The sequence below is a fragment of the Streptomyces sp. NPDC059456 genome (assembly GCF_042750055.1).
GTDB lineage: Bacteria > Actinomycetota > Actinomycetes > Streptomycetales > Streptomycetaceae > Streptomyces.
Window position 1 is genome coordinate 1 of the sequence record NZ_JBHYVA010000025.1, and the last position, 16,837, is coordinate 16,837.

At 74.4% G+C, this 16,837-nt stretch carries 15 protein-coding genes and 1 pseudogene; 10 read left to right on the forward strand and 6 right to left on the reverse strand.

Going from position 1 to position 16,837, the window contains the following annotated elements:
• Both ACFXA3_RS04370 and ACFXA3_RS04375 read right to left on the reverse strand, forming a co-directional pair.
• Nucleotides 1-414 (reverse strand): annotated as a pseudogene (locus tag ACFXA3_RS04370) (hypothetical protein); the annotation flags it as partial.
• Entirely contained in the window at nucleotides 411-1,838 is a 1,428-nt protein-coding gene (locus tag ACFXA3_RS04375; protein WP_385181749.1) for an SWIM zinc finger family protein, read from the reverse strand. The gene ACFXA3_RS04375 and the pseudogene ACFXA3_RS04370, both read right to left, overlap by 4 nt.
• Nucleotides 1,839-2,116: 278 nt before the next feature.
• On the opposite strand from ACFXA3_RS04375, the gene ACFXA3_RS04380 reads away from it, so the two are divergent.
• Nucleotides 2,117-2,830 carry a hypothetical protein gene (locus ACFXA3_RS04380; protein ID WP_385181752.1) on the forward strand — a complete coding sequence of 238 codons (714 nt, stop codon included), beginning with the start codon at nucleotides 2,117-2,119 and terminating at the stop codon, nucleotides 2,828-2,830.
• A 97-nt stretch (nucleotides 2,831-2,927) separates the two neighbouring features.
• The gene (locus tag ACFXA3_RS04385; RefSeq protein ID WP_385181755.1) at nucleotides 2,928-3,323 is read left to right on the forward strand and encodes a hypothetical protein; all 396 of its coding nucleotides are present in this window, start codon (nucleotides 2,928-2,930) and stop codon (nucleotides 3,321-3,323) included.
• Nucleotides 3,324-3,351: 28 nt separating this feature from the next.
• Here ACFXA3_RS04385 and ACFXA3_RS04390 read toward each other — a convergent pair whose 3' ends face one another.
• Entirely contained in the window at nucleotides 3,352-4,137 is a 786-nt protein-coding gene (locus tag ACFXA3_RS04390) for a GNAT family N-acetyltransferase (protein WP_385181758.1), read from the reverse strand.
• Nucleotides 4,138-4,239: 102 nt separating this feature from the next.
• On the opposite strand from ACFXA3_RS04390, the gene ACFXA3_RS04395 reads away from it, so the two are divergent.
• A complete protein-coding gene (locus ACFXA3_RS04395) occupies nucleotides 4,240-4,680 on the forward strand; it encodes a hypothetical protein (RefSeq protein WP_385181761.1) in 441 nt (146 codons plus the stop codon).
• Nucleotides 4,681-4,768: 88 nt separating this feature from the next.
• Here ACFXA3_RS04395 and ACFXA3_RS04400 read toward each other — a convergent pair whose 3' ends face one another.
• Nucleotides 4,769-6,103 (reverse strand): alpha/beta hydrolase family protein, encoded by a 1,335-nt coding sequence (locus ACFXA3_RS04400; RefSeq protein WP_385181764.1) that lies wholly within the window; start codon nucleotides 6,101-6,103, stop codon nucleotides 4,769-4,771.
• A 316-nt stretch (nucleotides 6,104-6,419) separates the two neighbouring features.
• Between ACFXA3_RS04400 and ACFXA3_RS04405 the strand changes: the two genes are divergently transcribed.
• From ACFXA3_RS04405 to ACFXA3_RS04425, 5 genes are all read left to right on the forward strand, one after another.
• Nucleotides 6,420-7,223 (forward strand): hypothetical protein, encoded by an 804-nt coding sequence (locus ACFXA3_RS04405; protein ID WP_385181767.1) that lies wholly within the window; start codon nucleotides 6,420-6,422, stop codon nucleotides 7,221-7,223.
• 106 nt (nucleotides 7,224-7,329) lie between these two features.
• Nucleotides 7,330-7,794 carry a hypothetical protein gene (locus tag ACFXA3_RS04410; RefSeq protein WP_385181769.1) on the forward strand — a complete coding sequence of 155 codons (465 nt, stop codon included), beginning with the start codon at nucleotides 7,330-7,332 and terminating at the stop codon, nucleotides 7,792-7,794.
• A 403-nt stretch (nucleotides 7,795-8,197) separates the two neighbouring features.
• Entirely contained in the window at nucleotides 8,198-9,835 is a 1,638-nt protein-coding gene (locus ACFXA3_RS04415) for a poly(3-hydroxybutyrate) depolymerase (RefSeq protein ID WP_385181772.1), read from the forward strand.
• 97 nt (nucleotides 9,836-9,932) lie between these two features.
• Complete coding sequence (locus tag ACFXA3_RS04420; RefSeq protein WP_385181775.1) at nucleotides 9,933-11,885, forward strand: hypothetical protein; 1,953 nt, start codon at nucleotides 9,933-9,935, stop codon at nucleotides 11,883-11,885.
• 287 nt (nucleotides 11,886-12,172) lie between these two features.
• Nucleotides 12,173-12,814 carry a hypothetical protein gene (locus ACFXA3_RS04425; RefSeq protein ID WP_385181778.1) on the forward strand — a complete coding sequence of 214 codons (642 nt, stop codon included), beginning with the start codon at nucleotides 12,173-12,175 and terminating at the stop codon, nucleotides 12,812-12,814.
• Nucleotides 12,815-12,898: 84 nt separating this feature from the next.
• Here ACFXA3_RS04425 and ACFXA3_RS04430 read toward each other — a convergent pair whose 3' ends face one another.
• Nucleotides 12,899-13,615 carry a TetR/AcrR family transcriptional regulator gene (locus ACFXA3_RS04430; RefSeq protein ID WP_385181781.1) on the reverse strand — a complete coding sequence of 239 codons (717 nt, stop codon included), beginning with the start codon at nucleotides 13,613-13,615 and terminating at the stop codon, nucleotides 12,899-12,901.
• 172 nt (nucleotides 13,616-13,787) lie between these two features.
• Here ACFXA3_RS04430 and ACFXA3_RS04435 point away from each other — a divergent pair, with 172 nt between their 5' ends.
• Complete coding sequence (locus ACFXA3_RS04435) at nucleotides 13,788-15,479, forward strand: CocE/NonD family hydrolase (protein WP_385181784.1); 1,692 nt, start codon at nucleotides 13,788-13,790, stop codon at nucleotides 15,477-15,479.
• On the opposite strand, the gene ACFXA3_RS04440 is transcribed toward ACFXA3_RS04435, so the two are convergent.
• Nucleotides 15,394-16,278, reverse strand: coding sequence for a LysR family transcriptional regulator (locus ACFXA3_RS04440; RefSeq protein WP_385181787.1), 885 nt, complete (start codon nucleotides 16,276-16,278; stop codon nucleotides 15,394-15,396). The two genes, ACFXA3_RS04435 and ACFXA3_RS04440, sit on opposite strands and share 86 nt — an antisense overlap.
• 70 nt (nucleotides 16,279-16,348) lie before the next feature.
• Between ACFXA3_RS04440 and ACFXA3_RS04445 the strand changes: the two genes are divergently transcribed.
• On the forward strand, nucleotides 16,349-16,717 hold the full coding sequence (locus tag ACFXA3_RS04445) for a nuclear transport factor 2 family protein (RefSeq protein ID WP_385181789.1): 369 nt from the start codon (nucleotides 16,349-16,351) through the stop codon (nucleotides 16,715-16,717).
• Nucleotides 16,718-16,837: the final 120 nt, after the last annotated feature.

A 16,837-nucleotide genomic window follows, 5' to 3' on the forward strand; every position in this document is an offset into this window, starting at 1 on the left:
GAGGCCGCCCCTCTTGGGGTCCCGGTGGCCCAGCCGCTCGAGGTCGTGGTGGGGGGGCGGGGGGGGCCGGGGGCGATTGACCGGGCGGCGGAACGGGCGGGCGGGGGCGGCCGCACCGCTCTGGCAGGCGGCGCCGGCGACCAGCAGGGCCGGGGTGATGCGGTCCCGTTCCTCCCAGCGGGCCCAGCCGTCGGCCCGCAGTTCACCGCGCAGCTCCTTCAGCGCGGCCAGCAGTTCCCGGCGCCGGGCGCGGTCCAGGGGCTCGAGCAGGGCGGGCAGCGTACGGGTGCGGCCGGCCCGGACGGCGGCGAGGACGTCGAGCGTGGCGGGCGTGGGCTCGGGCGTGGTGGCGGGAGCGGGGTCGGGCGCGGTGGCGGGAGCGGGGTCGGACGCGGTATCGGACGGCGTGGTCATCGTGCGTCTCCGGGAGGGGTGGCGGGGGCCGCGGTGGTGCGGGCCGAGGAGGTGGTCGTCGTCGCGGTGCGCAGGGCCATGCGCGTGGCGAGGGCGTGCTTGCAGGGGCCGCGGCGGCCCCGGTAGTCGGCCCACCACTGGCAGGTGCAGCTGAGGGCGCCACCGGATTCCCGCACCCGGTAGCGCCGTTCGCCGGAGGCCACCACGGCCGTGCCGGCGCCGTCGAGGGCGACGGCGCCCCGCTCCAGGAGGGCGCGGGCGGCGGCCAGCCGCGGGTTGTGGCGCTCGGCGCGCCGGGCGTCGTACGGGAGTTCGCGGTGGAAGTACGCGGCTTCGGCGAGGTCGTACCCGACCCGGCCGGCCGTGCCGAGGCGGGTGAGGGCGGCCCGGACCCGCTCCACCGGGAGGCCGGACTGGTCGGCGAGGTCGGCCGGGTCGATACGGGGTTCCCAGGCGAGCAGGACGGAGACCAGCTCGGCGTCCTCGGCCGCCGTGTCGGTGGCGAGGGCCTCCAGCACGCTGCCCTCGCCGGAGAACCCGCGGTCGGCCTCCGGGGAGAGGGTGAGCGTGAGCCGCATGCCGGGCAGCAGGACCTCCCAGGCGGAGGCGGTGGGCGCGGCGCCGTCGCCCGCGGGCCCGTACACGCGCAGGCCGGTGGCCTGTCGCAGCACGCGCTGGAGGGCGGCGAGGCGCTCCGGGCCGGGCAGGCAGACCGCTCCGGGCTCGGGGCGCGTGGAGGGGCGCAGGGTCCGGCCCGCGGGCACCACCCACAGCGGCCCGCCCGCCGCCCCGCCGCCGGAGGCGCTGCGCGGCAGCGCCCGCAGGTAGCGCACCGCCTCGGCGGCGGTCAGCTCGGCGCGCAGGTCGAACCCGGCGGTGATGGCCTGGGACTCGGCGAAGCCGCGCAGCCAGCGGTCGGGCAGCGGCACCTTCTTCTCGACGACCGGGCCGTCGAGGGTGGTGACCGCGAGCTCGTCGGGGCCGACCCGCAGGTGCAGCGGCTCGTCGCCGGCGAGCCGGGACAGGGCCTCGCGCAGCGGGTTGTTGACGTCGACGTTGGTGGTGCCGTGGCCGGTGTCGGCGTCGAGGAGGGCTTCGGGCAGGACGTCGAGGCGGGCGTAGACCCCGCAGCATCCGGAGAAGGACTCGAACCGCAGCCGGTCGCCGTTGGCCGTGACGACGGGGTCGAGCGAGGCCCGCTCGGTCCGCCGGAAGTAGCGGGCCCCGGCCACGTCGGCGACGGCCAGCAGCGCTCGCGCGGCGGCCTGGGGCTCGCTCAGGAAACCGGCGAAGAACCGGGGGTGGGCCTCGGCCCCGGCGGGCGTCAGGCCGCCGGCGGTCTCCAGGCCGAGGAGCCGGTTCGTACCGTCTCCGGTCAGCGCGGAGGAGGCCGCGTAGGCGAAGGTGTGTGCGGTTCGCGTCATGACACCGACGCTACGAGGCCCCACTGACAACGCCGTTGGGGCAGCCACGGGGCACCCGGGCGATACGGTCCGCGCGGCTTCGGGCCCGGGGCTTCGGGCCCGGGGCTTCGGGCCCGGGGCTTCGGGCCCGGGAACTGGTTCCGGGAACTGGTTCCGGAGCGCTGGCGGTGGTGCCGTCGCCGACGGTGGATGACCCGGAGTTTCACGGAGGGCTGGCCTTCGTCTGCGGATCGCGGTCGGGCCCGGGGTGCGGATATTGAGTCCGCAATGTTCGGGGCATGCGCCACGATGACCACACGCGACATGCCTCTGGTGGAGCCGGTGGCCTGTGGGATGGGGGGATTGTGCAGTCGCTGTTGGCGGAGGTGGGCCAGGACGCGATCGACCGGTTTCTGTCGGCTGTCGACGTGGTGATGAACAGCAACACCTTGCTGTTGAAGGCCGATGCCGGCCAGTCGCTGACCGTCGACAACCGGCAGGGGCTGCTGGACGCATACCTGCGGAGCGACCTGTTCGAGCGGATGATGCGCGAGGCCGACCGTCAGCGCGAGTGGTACAACCTGAGTGATTTCCTCGACGATCCGGAGGGGAGCGGGAACCCGGCAGGGGAAGGCGCCCCGGTCGGACTGTTGCGCGAGGGATGCCGAGCAGGAGTCGCTTCCCTCCGTGAGGAAGAGTTCATCGACCGGCTGCACTGGATGCTGACCGAGGCGCCGTCCCCGTACAGGCATCATCTGCCTGCGGACGAGGCCGTCGGGATCGTCGGAGACTTCCTTCGCGAGGTGCTGGGCCCGGCGGGGAGCGGCGGTCGGGGTGCCGGGCAGGGGTGGCAGTTCGCCTCCGTGGAGCCCGATTTCCTGCGCTCGTCGGAGTACCACACGGACAAGCAGCCCCTCCGTCCCGTGTACTTCGACGGCTGGGTGAGCGATACCGCCACGCTCTTCCACTGCGGTCCGATCTTCTACCTGCTGCTGACGAACGGCTCGCCGTAGCCACCGCCCCGCCCGGCTTCCGTCCGCGGGTGAAATTCCGGTCCTCGTCCTGCACCGCATGGCAGCATGTTCCGCATGACGACGATCAGAAAGGTCCATGCCGCGTAACCGGCCGGGACACCTCCGGGCTGCGTTCCCGCAGCAGCACCGGACATACGGCGCGAGACCGGGCATCGACGGTCTCTCCGGGCGGGCGGTGGCGGAGATCACCCGCCTCGAACGCACCCGGAACCACCTCCAACCGGGAGACGTCGTCCTGGCCCTGGACCGGTGGAAGCAGTACGTGCGCGGCCCCAGGCGCCGACTGTGGGACGAATGCGAGTGGGGCAACGTGCACTGGTACTGCTGCGGCAACCCCCTGGAAGGCCGTGCGCTCCTCGACCGGGTGCTTCTGGCCATGACACCTCGCAGCGCCCGCGAGCTCCGGGCAGTCCTCATCAAGTACGACGCGCTCTGGATCGCCCCGTACCCCTGGCTCGTGGATCGCGGCTGAGGCGGCTCCGCCTCGCCGCGGCCTCCGGCTACCGCAGGAGATGCCTCGTCTCGTCCAGCGGCCCGGCGCCCGTCTCAGCGATCTCGATCTCGATGCTGAGTTGGAATCCCAGTTCCCGGAAGCCCAACGCGGCGGCAACGCGCCGGGAAGCGGCAGGGCGTGCACGCCACTGCGGCAGCAGCCCGACGGCGAGTGCGTGGGAGACCGCCGCCGAGGCCGTGACCCGTGCCAGTCCTCGCCCTCGGGCTTCCGGCGCCGTCAGGACGCTGATGTGGGCCGTTCCCCGCGGCCAGGTCTGGTATCCGGCAGCGGAGACCACCCGGCCCTGCGCGCGGACGACGAAGGCGGGCGACGTGATCTCGTCCAGGGCCGCCTCACCGGCATCCTCCTGGCCGGCCGCCTGATCCAGGCTCCGTAGATCCGGATGGGCGGCCGGCAGGCGCTCCACCGCGGGCGCGTCAGATCCCACCGGCCGGAAACCCGCCGGGGATGCGTAGGCGAGCGTCGCCGGTCCGAGCATCCGCGAGACCGGAAGGGCCTCTTGGATCAGCGTGCCGTCCCAGGCTCCGTCCGTGACGGCCTGCACCTGCAGTTTCCCCAGTGCGTCACGAACGATGCCGGCGGCGCCCTCACTCGGTGCGGTCACGATCGCCGATCCGCCCAGGACCACCACTCCCGCCCAGCCGGCGGGGCACAGCCCGGATTCCGGGGAGACCACCACGTTCGCGCCGCCCGGCGGTGCGAACGACACCGGTACGCGGGCCAGGTCCTCCCAGAGCCCGCGGGCCCTGACGAGCAACGGATCGATCGACATGTCGTCAATCCTGCCAGCCGGGGCGAACGGGCAGCACGACGACTACGGTTGCCGATCTCGCGAGGCGTTGATCCGGCGGACGCATCCGGCCATCATCGAGGGGTGTTCGAGGTGCTGCCCGGGACGGGCCTCTGCCTGCCGCGCCGTGCCGGCGCGCTGCGCTTCGGCATGTCCGAGCGGGAGTCCCAGTGGGCCGTCGCGACACTGGCGGATGTGCGCGAGACCTGGGTCTGCCAAGCCGGCTGGGCGTTCGCAGCCCGCTACGAGGGTCTGGAACTGCTCGCCTACGGGGACTGCACGGACCGCTTCGGCCGGAGCGAGCGCGACGTCCGTGGTCTCGCGGCCGTGCTCCTGTCCCGGTGTGAGTCCGGGCCGTCCGGGCCGTCCGCCGTACCGGTGGCTCTCCATGGCGTCGACCTGTTCGGGTATCCGGCCGCCGAGGTGCTGGCCGCTCTGGAGCCGGGCCCGCCGGCCGGCGTGAAGCTGGCGCCCGCCCGGTCCCCGAGCTGCTACCTGTCGGAAGTCCGGCTTTCGACGGGGTGAGAGCCGAACCCCGGGTGGTGTACTTCCGCGGGCGGGCCGGGGCCGCTCCCGTACGGCCACGGCCAGGTGGCGCCGCGGGCCCGCACGGTCAGGGGAGGAACGTCACTGCCGGGAAGGCCGGGGACTGTCCGTCGAGCAGGTGGTCCGGTTGGTGGCGCAGGTGTTCGTCGAAGAACGCGAGCGGGTACGCCTGCTGGATCCTCACCGCCTGATCGGGGTCGAGGGTGCCGATCACGTCCTGGAGTTGCTGCGCGCTCCATCCGTACGCCTTCGCCACCTGCGGGAACAGCGCCTCGTTGTCGCCGTACGAGATGTGGACGGCGCCCTGGGCCTGGATGTTCAGCCGCCGGCCGCGCAGCAGTGACCAGAACGCGGCGGCCGCGGGGTCCGTGGCCCGGGTGAACGCGGCGGACATCATCATGAACGGCCGGTGCAGGTCGCCGGCCAGCGGCGGGTTCATCTGCATCGGGCCGTCGACGCTGAGCCCGGCCCGGATGCGCTCGTCCGCGAGCGCGGCGCAGGCGGTGGCCGTCCCGCCCTTGGACCAGCCGAACGCGCCCATGCGCCGCGGGTCGAGGGAGCCGAGCAGCCCGGCCGGCAGCTCCTTGCGGTCGACGTCGGGATTGCACCCGGCGGCGAGCTGCTCGACGCAGTCGAGGCCGAAGCGCAGGTCGGCGGCGAAGTCCCCGGGGAGCGTCGGCGCCGGCCGGTCGCGGAGCGGGACGGCGATCCGGCCGTCGGGGAACTCCGTGTACGTGTCGTACTGGTGGGCCACCGTCACGACGGCGTATCCGTGGCTGGCGAGCTCCTGGACCATGACGGTGTGGTCGCCCTGGTGGCTGTGCGCGCCGTGGGAGAACACGACGACGGGCAGCCGTCGGCCCGTGCGCAGCACCGGAGCGCCCACGTGGCCGGCGGTGAGCGGCCCCAGGGAGGCCAGATCGCTGAAGCCGACGTCGGCGAGGAACGCCTGGAATGCGCCGGCCGGCATCCAGGGCGCCACCGGGTACCGCTGGACGTCGCGGGCCGGGTACCAGACGGTGGCCATCAGCTCGCGGAAGTGCCCGGGGCCCGCGATCTCGTCCGGACGTGACCGGTCGACGAGGTGCAGCGGGACCGTGCCCACCGGGTGCGGCCCGGTCGGCGCGGGCAGCACGAGCCGTGGCGCGGCGGGGGCGTCGGGGGTGGCCGCGTCCGCGGTCGCGGCTGCGGTCGCGGCCCGGGCGGCGGGACCGGCCCACGCGGGGCCGGCTGCGGCGGTGAGCGGTACGGCGGCCCCGGCGGCCAGCGCGGCCCCCAGCATGCCGCGGCGCGTCATGCCGGTCAGGTCGTTCCGGCCCGTCCGGCCGGTCTGGCCCGCCTGGCCCGTCCGGCCCGTCCGGCCCGTCTGGTTGATGAACGGCGTGGTGGTCACAGGCGTCATGGGCCCTCCCCTGGTGACGGATCGTCAATCGTGCCGCGACGGCGGTCCGTGGGCACAGGGGAACGCTGTCACGTGCGCCTCCCGTGCAGCATCGGCCCACAGGTCTACGCCCTGGGGCTGATGCGGTCGGGGGTGAGGAGGATCCGTCGGAGGTCTCCCCTTGGGCGAGCGGGCGGCGAGCGGGCGGGCGGGCGAAGGGGCGGCTAAAGGGCGCTGGGCTCGCTCCTCGGCCGCTGGGAATGCGGGGTCGTGACGGACCGACTGACTGACCACTCCCGGATGCGAACGCACATGCGAGTCCGTCTAGAGTTCTGACATGATCATGCTGTCCGTCGACACCAACTCACAGAGCTACGCCGATGGGCAGTGGCTGGGGGCGCTCCTCGTCACCGCGATCGCCCTGGCCGCCATCTGGTTCGCCACCCGGACCTGGCGTCGTGGTCCCGTTGCGACCAGTGCTGCTGACGCCGAGCGGGCCGGTGCGGTAACCGTGCGCCGCGGCAACATCGTCCGCGGCGTGCTGCTGGCGGTTGCCGCACTGGGGCTGCTGCGGGCGTTCACCCTCCCCGGCGGAGAGCCGCCCGCCGCCGAAGCGGCCCCCGTCGTCCGGGAACCCGCAGCCCAAGCCCAGGCTCCCGCCGATGCGGCGCAGTCCCCGGCACCCGAGCGGGTCATCGACCCCGCCGCGCAGGTCGGCGCGTACCGGCTGCTCACCGGGACGGAGGCCGCCGAATACGACCGGCTCACCTCCGGGAAACCGGCCTCGGGCAAGCGCTGGTTCTACGACGGTCCCGGTGCGGGGCCGGTGGGCGCAGTGCTTCAGCTCAACGCCGTCGAGTGGGACGCGCGGCTGGCCGCGGAGAAGCGCTCGGACACCATGACGCAGGAGTTGCGCAATTTCTTCGCCGGAGCACGGGCGACCGAGGTCACCGACTTCGAAGCGGGCCCCTGGGGCGGCCGGTTGAGCTGTGGCTTCCTGCCGTCCGCCGGACGCCCGGTCGTGTGCGCGTGGACCGACTCCGGCACGTTCGGCGAGGTGGTTCTGGCGGACGAGAAGAGTCTCTCCGAGGCCGCCGGCATCGCCCTGCAGTTCCGCACCGCCTCGGAGAAGCGCAGCTGACGCGCCTCGCACGCCTTGCCCGGACCGCTGGCCCGCGGCGGGGACTGTCGGTGCCCGGCGTTACAGTGCCGTCCGTTTGTCCGTGCAGTTCCAGGGGTGGGGAGACATGAGCGCAGGGCTGAGGGATACCGCGGCGGAACTGGCCGTCCTGTTGTGGCGGGAGCACACCGTGTACCGGGAGAGGTCGGGCGGGGTGGTGATCCGGGGGGACCACGTCGAGCGGTGGATCAGCCTGGCCCCGACGGGCGTCAACGGCGAACTGCTGGTCCGGGCCGGCCGTATCCTGCCCGGCGGCACCACGGCGCCGGCCCGCTGCGAGGCCGTGGCGGACCCGGCCGCCGGTACGCCCGGCCTCGCCGCCCTGTGCCGCCGCCTCCTGGCCGAGACCGCGGTCCCGACCGTCCCCCGGCCGCGCGGCGGGCACCCCGACGGGGCCGGCCGCCGCCGCATGCGCGGCCGGCGTGACGCCCGCCGGACCGGGCGTCACACGGGCGCCGCCTCCTGGGCGGTCGTCCTGTGCATCGCGGGCGTGTTCGCCGCGTACGTGTACCTCGCCACCCGCGGCGGGTAGGTCCACGGCAGAGCGGCTCTCCCCCGGCCGGCCGTCCGTGCCGGGCCCGTTGCGGTTCCGGTCCCGTACGCACCGCCGCAGCGCGACCGCCTCGACGCGTGCGAACCCGCGAGCGCCCGACCGCCCGCGCGTCGACGCCCTCCGCCGGCGGCGGGCGGCTGCCCGTTGCGGACCGGTGCCGGGCCGGTACCGGACCAGTGCCGCACCGGTGCCGGGCTGCGGATTTTCCCCGGCCGCGGCCTGCCGCGCCGGGGCGCGGGGAACCGCAGCGCCCGGGCGGCCTTCACCGTACGCCTGCGAACACCCATACCGGCCCGCCCCGTTGTGGCCGCGCCGCACATGGCGGGTGGGCGGGCGCGGTCCTAGCCTCCCGGGACATCCCCACCCCACCGAGGAGGCCTCCTTGAAGCACAATCCCCGCTTCCGGTGGTTGCGCCGGACGGTCGTGATGCTGCTGCTCGCCGCGGCGACCCAGGTCCCGGCCGCCACCGCGGCCCGCGCCGCGGCGCCGGCGCCCGTCCCCGGCGAACTGAAACCGCACTCCATCAGTGCCGCCTACACCGCCGGGGTCTCCTCCGGCGGCTACATGGCGACGCAGCTGCACGTGGCGTACTCCTCCGCGTTCGCCGGATCCGCCGTGTTCGCGGCCGGACCGTACGGCTGCGCGCAGGGCGACCTGTACCGGGCCCAGTACGCGTGCATGAAGACGTACGAGGACCTCCGGCTCGACGCCCTCGAACGCACCACCCGCGAGTGGTCCGCCCAAGGGCTGGTCGACCCCGTCGCCAACCTCGCAGGTGACCCCGTCTACCTCTTCAGCGGGTCGGGGGATTCGACCGTCGAGCGGCCCGTGGCCGACGCCCTGGCCTCGTACTACGCCCGCTTCGGCGCGCGCGTGCGCTACGACGACACCACCGGCGCCGGACACGCGTGGATCAGCCCCCTCGGACCCAACCCGTGCAGCGTCACCCGGAGCCCGTACGTCAACGCCTGCGGCATCGACGCCGAGCGCGACCTGCTGGGCCACCTCACCGGGTCCGTGCACGACCCGGCCCCGGCGCCCACCGGCAGGCTCGTGCGCTTCGACCAGAACCGCCACGTCCCCGGCGGCTCCGCGGCCGCCGTCTCCATGGACGACAGCGGCTTCCTCTACGAGCCCGCCGCCTGCGCCGACACCAGCACCCCCTGCCGCCTGCTCGTCGCCCTGCACGGCTGCAAGCAGGGGTACTCGTACCAGGGGTTCGGAACGAGGTTCATGGACACCGCCCACCTCGACGAGTACGCGGACACCAACCACCTCCTCGTCCTCTACCCGCAGGCCGCGCCGACCACCACCCTCGACAACCCCAACGGGTGCTGGAACTGGTGGGGTTACCTCGGCGACTCCGCGTACGCCCGGCACGACGGCCGGCAGATCGAGGCCATCATGAACATGGTCCGCGCCCTCGGCGGCGGGAGTGGCGGTGACGGTGACGGCGACGGTACGGAGCCGCCGTCCCCGGCGACCACCCTCGCCCTCCCCTCCGTCGACGCCCAGGACGGCTACGTGAAGGCCGCCCCCGACGGCTCCGGTGCGGCGGTCGGCACCCTGGAGACCGTCTCCGGCCTGGCCCTCGGCCGCGGCGGCGACGGCAAGGACAACCGCACCCTGCTCTCCTTCGACACCTCCCGCATCCCCGCCGGGAAGGAGGTGGTCCGCGCGTACCTGACGGTCGCCCGCGCCGGCGGCTCCGGCGACCCGTGGGCCGCCCCGGCCGGCAACCGGCTCCTGCTCGACGTCCGTACGGGCTGCTTCGGCGCCTCCTGCACCACCGAGGCGGCCGACTGGTCCGCCGCCGCGTCCGTCCCCGCCGCCGCCGAGCTGCCCGCCTTCTCCTCCGGCAGCCGGACGTCCACGGACCTGTCCCCCGCCGCCCTCGCCGCCCTCGACCGCACCGGCACCACCCAGCTCCGCCTCCGCTTCGCCTCCCCGCAGCCGTCGGCCGCGTACGTCTTCCTGGCCACCTCACCCCGCCCGGCCCTCACGGTGGAGTACCGCTAGCGCAGGTCCTCCGGACCGGGCCCGACCGGGCCGCCGCGGGCCCTGTCGGTGGCGGCCGGTACGGTCGGCCCGTCCGATCAACGGAGGAGAACGACCCGTGCGAGCGCCGGCCGAGCTGGACAGCGTCCAGTGGCACACCCTGACCCACGCGTACGGCCCCGCCGAGGACGTACCCCATCTGATCGCGGGGCTGTACGAGGACGACGAGGAGACGGCCGGCGAGGCCCTCTACGAGCTGTACGGCACCATCCACCACCAGGGCACGGTCTACGCCGCATCGGCGCCCGCCGTGCCCTTCCTCGCCCACGCGGCGCTGCACGCACCGGCCAAGCGCGACGAGGTCCTGATGCTGCTCGCCGTGCTCGCCGGCCACGACCCGGCGGACGTCGGTCTGCCCCACTGGGCGGACACCCCGACCGCCGCGATCTGCGCCGAGCTGTGCCGGGTGCTCCCCGAACTGCTGCCCTGCCTCGGGGATCCCGACCGGGCCGTACGGCGGGCGGCGCTGCGGGTGGTCGCGGCCCCCGCCGGGCTGCTGACGGCGCAGCAGCGGGCCACTGCCGTGGCGCGGGTGGAGGAGGTGTACGCCGCTGATCCCGTCCCGGCGGTACGGGCGGACGCGCTGGTCGCCCTGTCCCGGTACGGGCGGGAGCGGGCGGCGGCACTCGCCGGCCCGCTGCCCGAGGTCAGGCTGGCGGCCGCCGCCCTCGGCCTCGCCCGGTCCGGGCCGCCCTACCCGGCCGACCTGGTGGACACGATCGCCGAGGACGGCGCCGAACCCGACCCGGGGGACGACGCGTTCCCCTGGCCGGGCACGGACACCACCAGCCCGGACGATCACCTGCGGAACCTGCTCACCGAGGACCCCGATGCCGCGCTCGCCGTGGCCGCCCGCTGGATCGCGGCCGGCGACCTCGGCGCACGGGGATCCTGGCTGGCCGAGGAAGTCGCGGAGACCTGGCGGGACCGGGAACCCGCGGTCGTGGCCCTCATGGCGGCGGCCCTGCCCCACCAGCGGACCGCCGTCGAACTCAACGCCCGGCTGCGCACCATCGGCCACTGGATCGACCTGTTCCCCGAGCCGGACGCCGGACTCCGCGACACCCTCTTCCGGTACGCGGACACCGACGGCGAGAGCGCCGCGCCCGCCCTCCTGGCGCTGGTGCGCTCCCGCGACCCCCGCGCACTGGAACTCGTACTGCGCCGCACCGCCACCGCCACCGGATCCGGCACCGGACCCGACGCCGGCCCCGGCGTCGGCGTCGGCATTGCGGGGCGGTTGCTCGCGGCGGCGGCGCGGGCCTTCCCCGAGGCCGACGACCGGCTCGTGCCCGAGATCCGTCGCCTGCTGGCGGCCGGCGCCACCGGCAACGAGGCCATCGCCCTGGTCGGCGCCCTCGCGGAGTTCGGCGCCGCCGCCCACCAGGCCCGGCCGGAGCTGGTCGACTGCCTGCGCACCCGCCGCGCGGCCATCGTCGCCGCCCGCCGGCTGGGTGCGGACGGCGTGGCGACGCGGGAGGTCACCGACCTGCTGCACGAAGCCACCGGCTCCCGCGACCCCGCGCTGCGCGGCGCCGCGGCCGCGGCCCACTGCCGGCTGACCGGGGACCCCGGGCCCGCTCTGCGCACCTTCGAGGACCTGCTCACCGGTCGGGGCCGGACCTCCTGGTACCTGGGCTCCCTGGAGCCCATGGGTGACGCGGCCGCTCCCCTGCTGCCGCTCGTCGAGCGGCACCTGGAGGCCGGGGACGCGTGGACCCGGCTGGCGGCGGCCGAAGCCCTGTACCGGATCACCGGCTCCGCGGACCGCAGTGTCCCCGTCCTCGCCGAACTGGCCGGCCCCACACCCGTGGGCCTGCGCGCCGTCCGGGCGCTCGCCGCGGTCGGCCGGGCCCCGCAGGAGCTCCACCCCACCCTGCACACCTTGGCCTTCTCCCCGCGCCGCCTGCTCGGCGACGCACCGCATTCCGGCGACGGCCACCCGGACACCGAACTACGCGCATGGGCCCACCGGTTGCTCGAAGCCGCCCGGCCCCAGGAGTCGGCATGACCTTCCCGCCCTGCCGAACCCATGGCCCGGGGAGGGGCGGTGCCACCGGCCTCTTTTGCAGGTCGGGAGGCTCTTCGCAACCCGTCCGGGCCGGTTTCGGATCGGATGGACGGCAGCTGCACGACCGGCCGCGGGACGACGGTACGAGCGGGCCCGGCCTGCCCGGCACGGGTGCGGGCGGTCCCCGCCGTCTGCTCTGTCGCCTTGCGGGGGCGCCGGCGGCGAGGGCTTGCCGGGACCGGGACCCGGGTGAACCGGCCCGGGCGGTGATCAGCATGATGGTCGCCATGGCGCTGACATCGACTCCGATCACTGACATGGACCTCACCGGCTTCACCGAGCGCGAGCAGGGGGTCTGGACCGACGAGCAGGGCCTCGTCCTGTCGGTCCACTTCTTCCCCCTGGTCCCGGACCTGCCGGCGCCGCTGCACGAGACCGACCGGCTGCGGCACGGCCTCGCCCGGTCCGTCGCCCGGGCGGGCGGGGGTCTGATCGAGGCGGTGCCGGGCGAGGTGGACTCCGTCCCGGCCGTCCGTCAACTGGTCAAGGTCCGGCGGCCGAACACCCAACACGGGCTGGTCTTCCTCGCCTCCTGGACCGTGCCGCGGGCGGGCTGCAGCACCGTGATCAAGGTGCAGGCCGGCGAGCGCGGCACGACCGGGATGCGCGAGGCTCTCATCGGCGCGCGTGTGGGCCACGAGAACTACTTCCGGCCGCACCCGTACGGGCCGGACGTCCAGGGCGGACTGCCGTACCACGTCGCCGACTTCGAGGAGTGGGACACGGAGTTCCCCGACCACCCGCTGACGCTCGTCCGCGGGGCATTGGGGCGGATCGCGGCGACGGTGGTGCTGGAGGAGGGTTTCAAGGCCCTCCCGCCGTTCGGCCCGCCGGCCGCCCCTCGCCGCCGCTGGTTCCGCCGCCCCTGACCCGGGGCAGCGGGGAGGCGGCCGCAGGACCTCCGAACCGAGGTGAACGCCGCGATCCGCTCGGCTTTGCCTCTGTGCAGGGGTTCATTCGGTGTCGAGTCCGTCGATCAGGCGGTTGAGGAACCGGGTGAAGGTGGCCTCGGGGGTGACGGGACGCCCCGGGGCCGAAATGGCCTCGGCGAGTTCGGGGTGGTGGCCGTCCGTGGCGACGGCGACGAGGTAGCGGGCTTCGGCCGCGGCCCGGTCGGGGGACTGCGAGGCTTCGGCCTGCGCGATCTCATGGCCGACGTGCCCGGCCACGAACGCCGTGAGCTGGGCGAAGATCTCCATCTTCGCCGTCCCGTCCAGCCCGGCGGGCCGCAGGGCGGCGAGCGCATGCTCCAGGAAGGCCAGGGTGTTGGGCCCGGGGACGCGCCGGGTGGACAGCGCGGCGGGCAGCCAGCGGTGCCGCAGCATGTGGGTGCGCTGGAGGTGGGCGATGGCCTTCAGGTCGGCGCGCCAGTCGCCGGTGAGCGCGCCCGTGGTCGGCAGTTCGCCGCTGACGTGGTCGACCATCAGGTGCAGCAGCGTCTCCTTGTCGGGGGCGTAGCTGTAGAGCGACATGACGCCGGCTCCGGCCCGCTCGGCGACCTTCCGCATCGTGACCGCTTCGATCCCCTCGGCGTCCGCCAGGGCGACGGCCGCCTCGGTGATCGCCTCCCGGCTGTAGGTGGGCTTGCGGCCCCTGCGCGGCCGGCCAGAGCCCAGCCAGAGCTGTTGGGGGTCGACGCCCGGGGCGCCGGGCCCTCCGTCACGCGGCATGCTCCACGCTCCTTCCTTGATCGACAGCCCTTGTGGGCCTCGGTCGATTATTCTATTCTCGTACACAGTACGAGAATCAAGGAGGGGAACGATGACGTCACGCACGCAGGGTTCTGTGCTGAGTCCGACCTGGACAGCGCCTTCCGGGAAGCCGCCCCTTTCCTCGCGGACGATGAGGGCGATGTGGCGCCGTCTCCCGGCCAAGCTGCACGACGTCGGGTGGGAGCCGGGACTGGTGGTGCCGGCCGACGACGGCAGCCCGCTGATCACGGACCACTACTTCCCGCGCGCCGAGGGCGACTTCCCCACCCTCCTGGTGCGCTCGCCGTACGGCAGGGGCCTGCCGTGGTCCCCCATGTACGGGCTGCTCTTCGCCGAACAGGGCTTCCACGTGATCGTGCAGAGCTGCCGCGGGACCGGCGGTTCGGGAGGCACGTTCGACCTGTGGCGCAACGAGGCCGCCGACGGCCGGGCCACGGTGTCCTGGCTCCGCGAGCAGCCCTGGTTCAACGGCACGCTGGGGACCGTCGGTCCCAGCTACCTGGGCTACGTCCAGTGGGCCCTCGCCGCGGACCCGCCGCCGGAGCTGAAGGCGATGGTGGTGCAGGTGGGCCTGCACGATCCCCACGCCCTGTTCCACGCGCACGGTGCGCTCAACCTGGAGACCGCCCTCGCCGTCGGCGCGGGCATGACCTACCAGCACCAGGGCATGGCACCGTTCGTGAAGGCGACCCTGCGCCTGCAACGACGCCTGCGCGAAGTCACCACCGCGCAGCCGCTGCGCGGGGCGCACGCCTCGGCCCTCGGGGGCGAAGTGCCCTGGCTGGACGACGTGATGACGCACCCGGACGCCGAGGACGCGTACTGGCGCGGCGCGTCCCAGGGGGAGGTGGCGGAGCGGCACGGCGTGCCGACGAGCGTGATCACCGGATGGCACGACGCGCTGGCCGACCAGAGCTTCGAGCAGTACGACCGGCTGCGCCGGGCCGGATGCGAGACCTCCCTGCTCGTCGGCCCCTGGACCCACACCTCCGCCCTGCAACAGGGATGGCCCGAGGTGTTCGCCGAGAGCCTCGCCTGGCTGCGCGCCCACCTGTACGCCGACCCCTCCGGCCTGCGTCCCACGAAGGTGCGCGTGCACGTGGGCGGCGAGGACGCCTGGCGGGACATGGACGCATGGCCGCCGACCGGGGCCGTCAGCCCGTGGTTCCCCACCGCCAAGGGAGATCTCACCCGGCAGGCCCCCACGGACTGCGCACCGGTGACATCGTTCCGCTACGACCCGAGCGACCCCACCCCGTCCCTCGGCGGCCCGCTGCTCTCCCGGACCGCCGGCCCTCGCGACAACCGCACCCTGGAGGCCCGGGACGACGTACTGACGTTCACGGGCCCCCCGCTGACCGAGCCCGTGGACGTCCTCGGGCCGGTCTCGGCACGGCTCAGCATCTCCACGGACACCGGTCACACCGACGTCTTCACCCGCCTGTGCGACGTGGACGCACGGGGCCGCTCCGTCAACATCTGTGACGGGCTGGGCCGGTTGCGGACGGACGGGCAGGAGCCGTCGCAGGTCACCGTGGAGATGAGCTCGACCGCCCACAGGTTCGAGGTCGGCCACCGCATCCGCTGGCAGATCAGCGGAGGCGCCCATCCGCGCTACGCCCGCAGTCCCGGCAACGGGGAGTCGCCGGTGGACGCCACCGCCTTCACACCGGTGCGCATCACGCTCCACGCGGACTCGGAGCTGGTGCTCGCGACGCCCGCCCACGGCTCCGGGATCAGCCCTGCGGAGCCGATCGCAGCGCGGTCAGGAGACGGGCGCGCAGGAGGCGTACGGCCGGGGAGTGCTCGTCGGGGCGGGTGACGAGGCCGAGCCGGGCGTGTGTGGCGGCGTCGGTGAGCGGGACGGCCCGCAGGCCGGCGCCCTGGGCGGAGGAGGCGCTGAGGACGGCGACGCCCGCGCCGCGCCCGGCGAGGCGGAGCAGCGCGGCGGGGGAGCTGGCGTCCAGGTGCACGTGCGGTTCGAGGCCGAGCCGGCGGCAGGAGTCCTCGTAGGCGGCGCGGATGCCGGTGCCCCGGGGCAGGCAGAGGATCTTCTCGCCGCGGAGGGCGGTGAGGGGCAGCTCCGGCCGGTCGAGCAGGTGCCCGGCCGGGACGACGGCGGTGATCGGCTCGTCGATGACGACGCTCGCCTCCAGGCCGGCGGCGGCCTGGCCCGCGTATCCGATCAGGGCCAGGTCGAGGGAACCGGAGAGGACCTGGGTCTGCAGGTCCTCGGAGTCGCCCTCGTGCAGGCTGAGTTCGATGCCGGGGTGAGTGCGGCCGAGGTCGGCGAGGGTGTCCAGGAAGGGCGGGATCGAGCAGCCCATGATCATGCCGATCCGGACGCGGCCGCGGACGGCGTCGGCGAACTCGGCGGCGGTGTGCCGGATGGCGTCGAGCGTGGCGAGTGCGCTCTTCGCGAGGGGGAGGACGGCCTCGCCGGCCGGGGTGAGGCGCACGTGACGGCTGGTGCGGTCGAAGAGCCGTTGGCCCAGCTCGTGTTCCAGTTTTGCCACCTGGGTGCTGATGCCGGACTGGCTGACGTGCAGGCGCTGGGCGGCGCCGGTGAAGGTGCCCTCGTCCACGACGGCGGCGAAGTAGCGCAGCTGATGCATCTCCATACGTGTCAATGATAGCTGGGATCGAATCCATCTGTTGGACGGATGGCGGGGGTCTGGGCAGGATGGAGGCATGACGACGACGAAGAGCGCACGAGAGCTTGCCGAGACCTACTTCTCCGCCTGGGAGGCGGGCGACTTCGAGACGATGCGCGGGCTGCTGGCCGAGGACGTCGACTTCGTCGGGGCGCTGGGAACGGCCCGGGGGACGGAGGAGGCCCTGGCCGGACTGAAGGGCCTCGGGCGGGTGCTGGAGAAGATCGACGTGAAGGTGCGGGTCGCGGAGGGCGACGAGGTGATCACCTGGTTCGACCTGTGCACCGCGATCGCGCCGCCCGCGCCGACGGCGAACTGGATGCACGTGGCGGACGGGAAGATCGCCCGGATCCGGGTGACCTTCGACCCGCGCGGACTGCTGGAGGGGTTCGCGCAGTCGAGCTGACCGGCAGGGCGCATGCGCCCGGCCGGGGGGGCGCCGCCCCCGAGAGGGCGGGGGGGGCCGCCGCAGCGGGCCGGGTCCGCCGCCGCCGGGGGGGGCCCCGGGGGGGGGGGGGGCGGGGAG

What these genes read in the sequence shown, in the direction of transcription:
- ACFXA3_RS04375 (WP_385181749.1), bottom strand. Translation starts at nt 1,838, where the DNA reads ATGACGCGAACCGCACACACCTTCGCCTACGCGGCCTCCTCCGCGCTG.
- ACFXA3_RS04380 (WP_385181752.1), top strand. Translation starts at nt 2,117, where the DNA reads ATGCGCCACGATGACCACACGCGACATGCCTCTGGTGGAGCCGGTGGC.
- ACFXA3_RS04385 (WP_385181755.1), top strand. Translation starts at nt 2,928, where the DNA reads ATGCCGCGTAACCGGCCGGGACACCTCCGGGCTGCGTTCCCGCAGCAG.
- ACFXA3_RS04390 (WP_385181758.1), bottom strand. Translation starts at nt 4,137, where the DNA reads ATGTCGATCGATCCGTTGCTCGTCAGGGCCCGCGGGCTCTGGGAGGAC.
- ACFXA3_RS04400 (WP_385181764.1), bottom strand. Translation starts at nt 6,103, where the DNA reads ATGACGCCTGTGACCACCACGCCGTTCATCAACCAGACGGGCCGGACG.
- ACFXA3_RS04405 (WP_385181767.1), top strand. Translation starts at nt 6,420, where the DNA reads ATGATCATGCTGTCCGTCGACACCAACTCACAGAGCTACGCCGATGGG.
- ACFXA3_RS04410 (WP_385181769.1), top strand. Translation starts at nt 7,330, where the DNA reads ATGAGCGCAGGGCTGAGGGATACCGCGGCGGAACTGGCCGTCCTGTTG.
- ACFXA3_RS04425 (WP_385181778.1), top strand. Translation starts at nt 12,173, where the DNA reads ATGGCGCTGACATCGACTCCGATCACTGACATGGACCTCACCGGCTTC.
- ACFXA3_RS04430 (WP_385181781.1), bottom strand. Translation starts at nt 13,615, where the DNA reads ATGCCGCGTGACGGAGGGCCCGGCGCCCCGGGCGTCGACCCCCAACAG.
- ACFXA3_RS04435 (WP_385181784.1), top strand. Translation starts at nt 13,788, where the DNA reads ATGAGGGCGATGTGGCGCCGTCTCCCGGCCAAGCTGCACGACGTCGGG.
- ACFXA3_RS04440 (WP_385181787.1), bottom strand. Translation starts at nt 16,278, where the DNA reads ATGGAGATGCATCAGCTGCGCTACTTCGCCGCCGTCGTGGACGAGGGC.
- ACFXA3_RS04445 (WP_385181789.1), top strand. Translation starts at nt 16,349, where the DNA reads ATGACGACGACGAAGAGCGCACGAGAGCTTGCCGAGACCTACTTCTCC.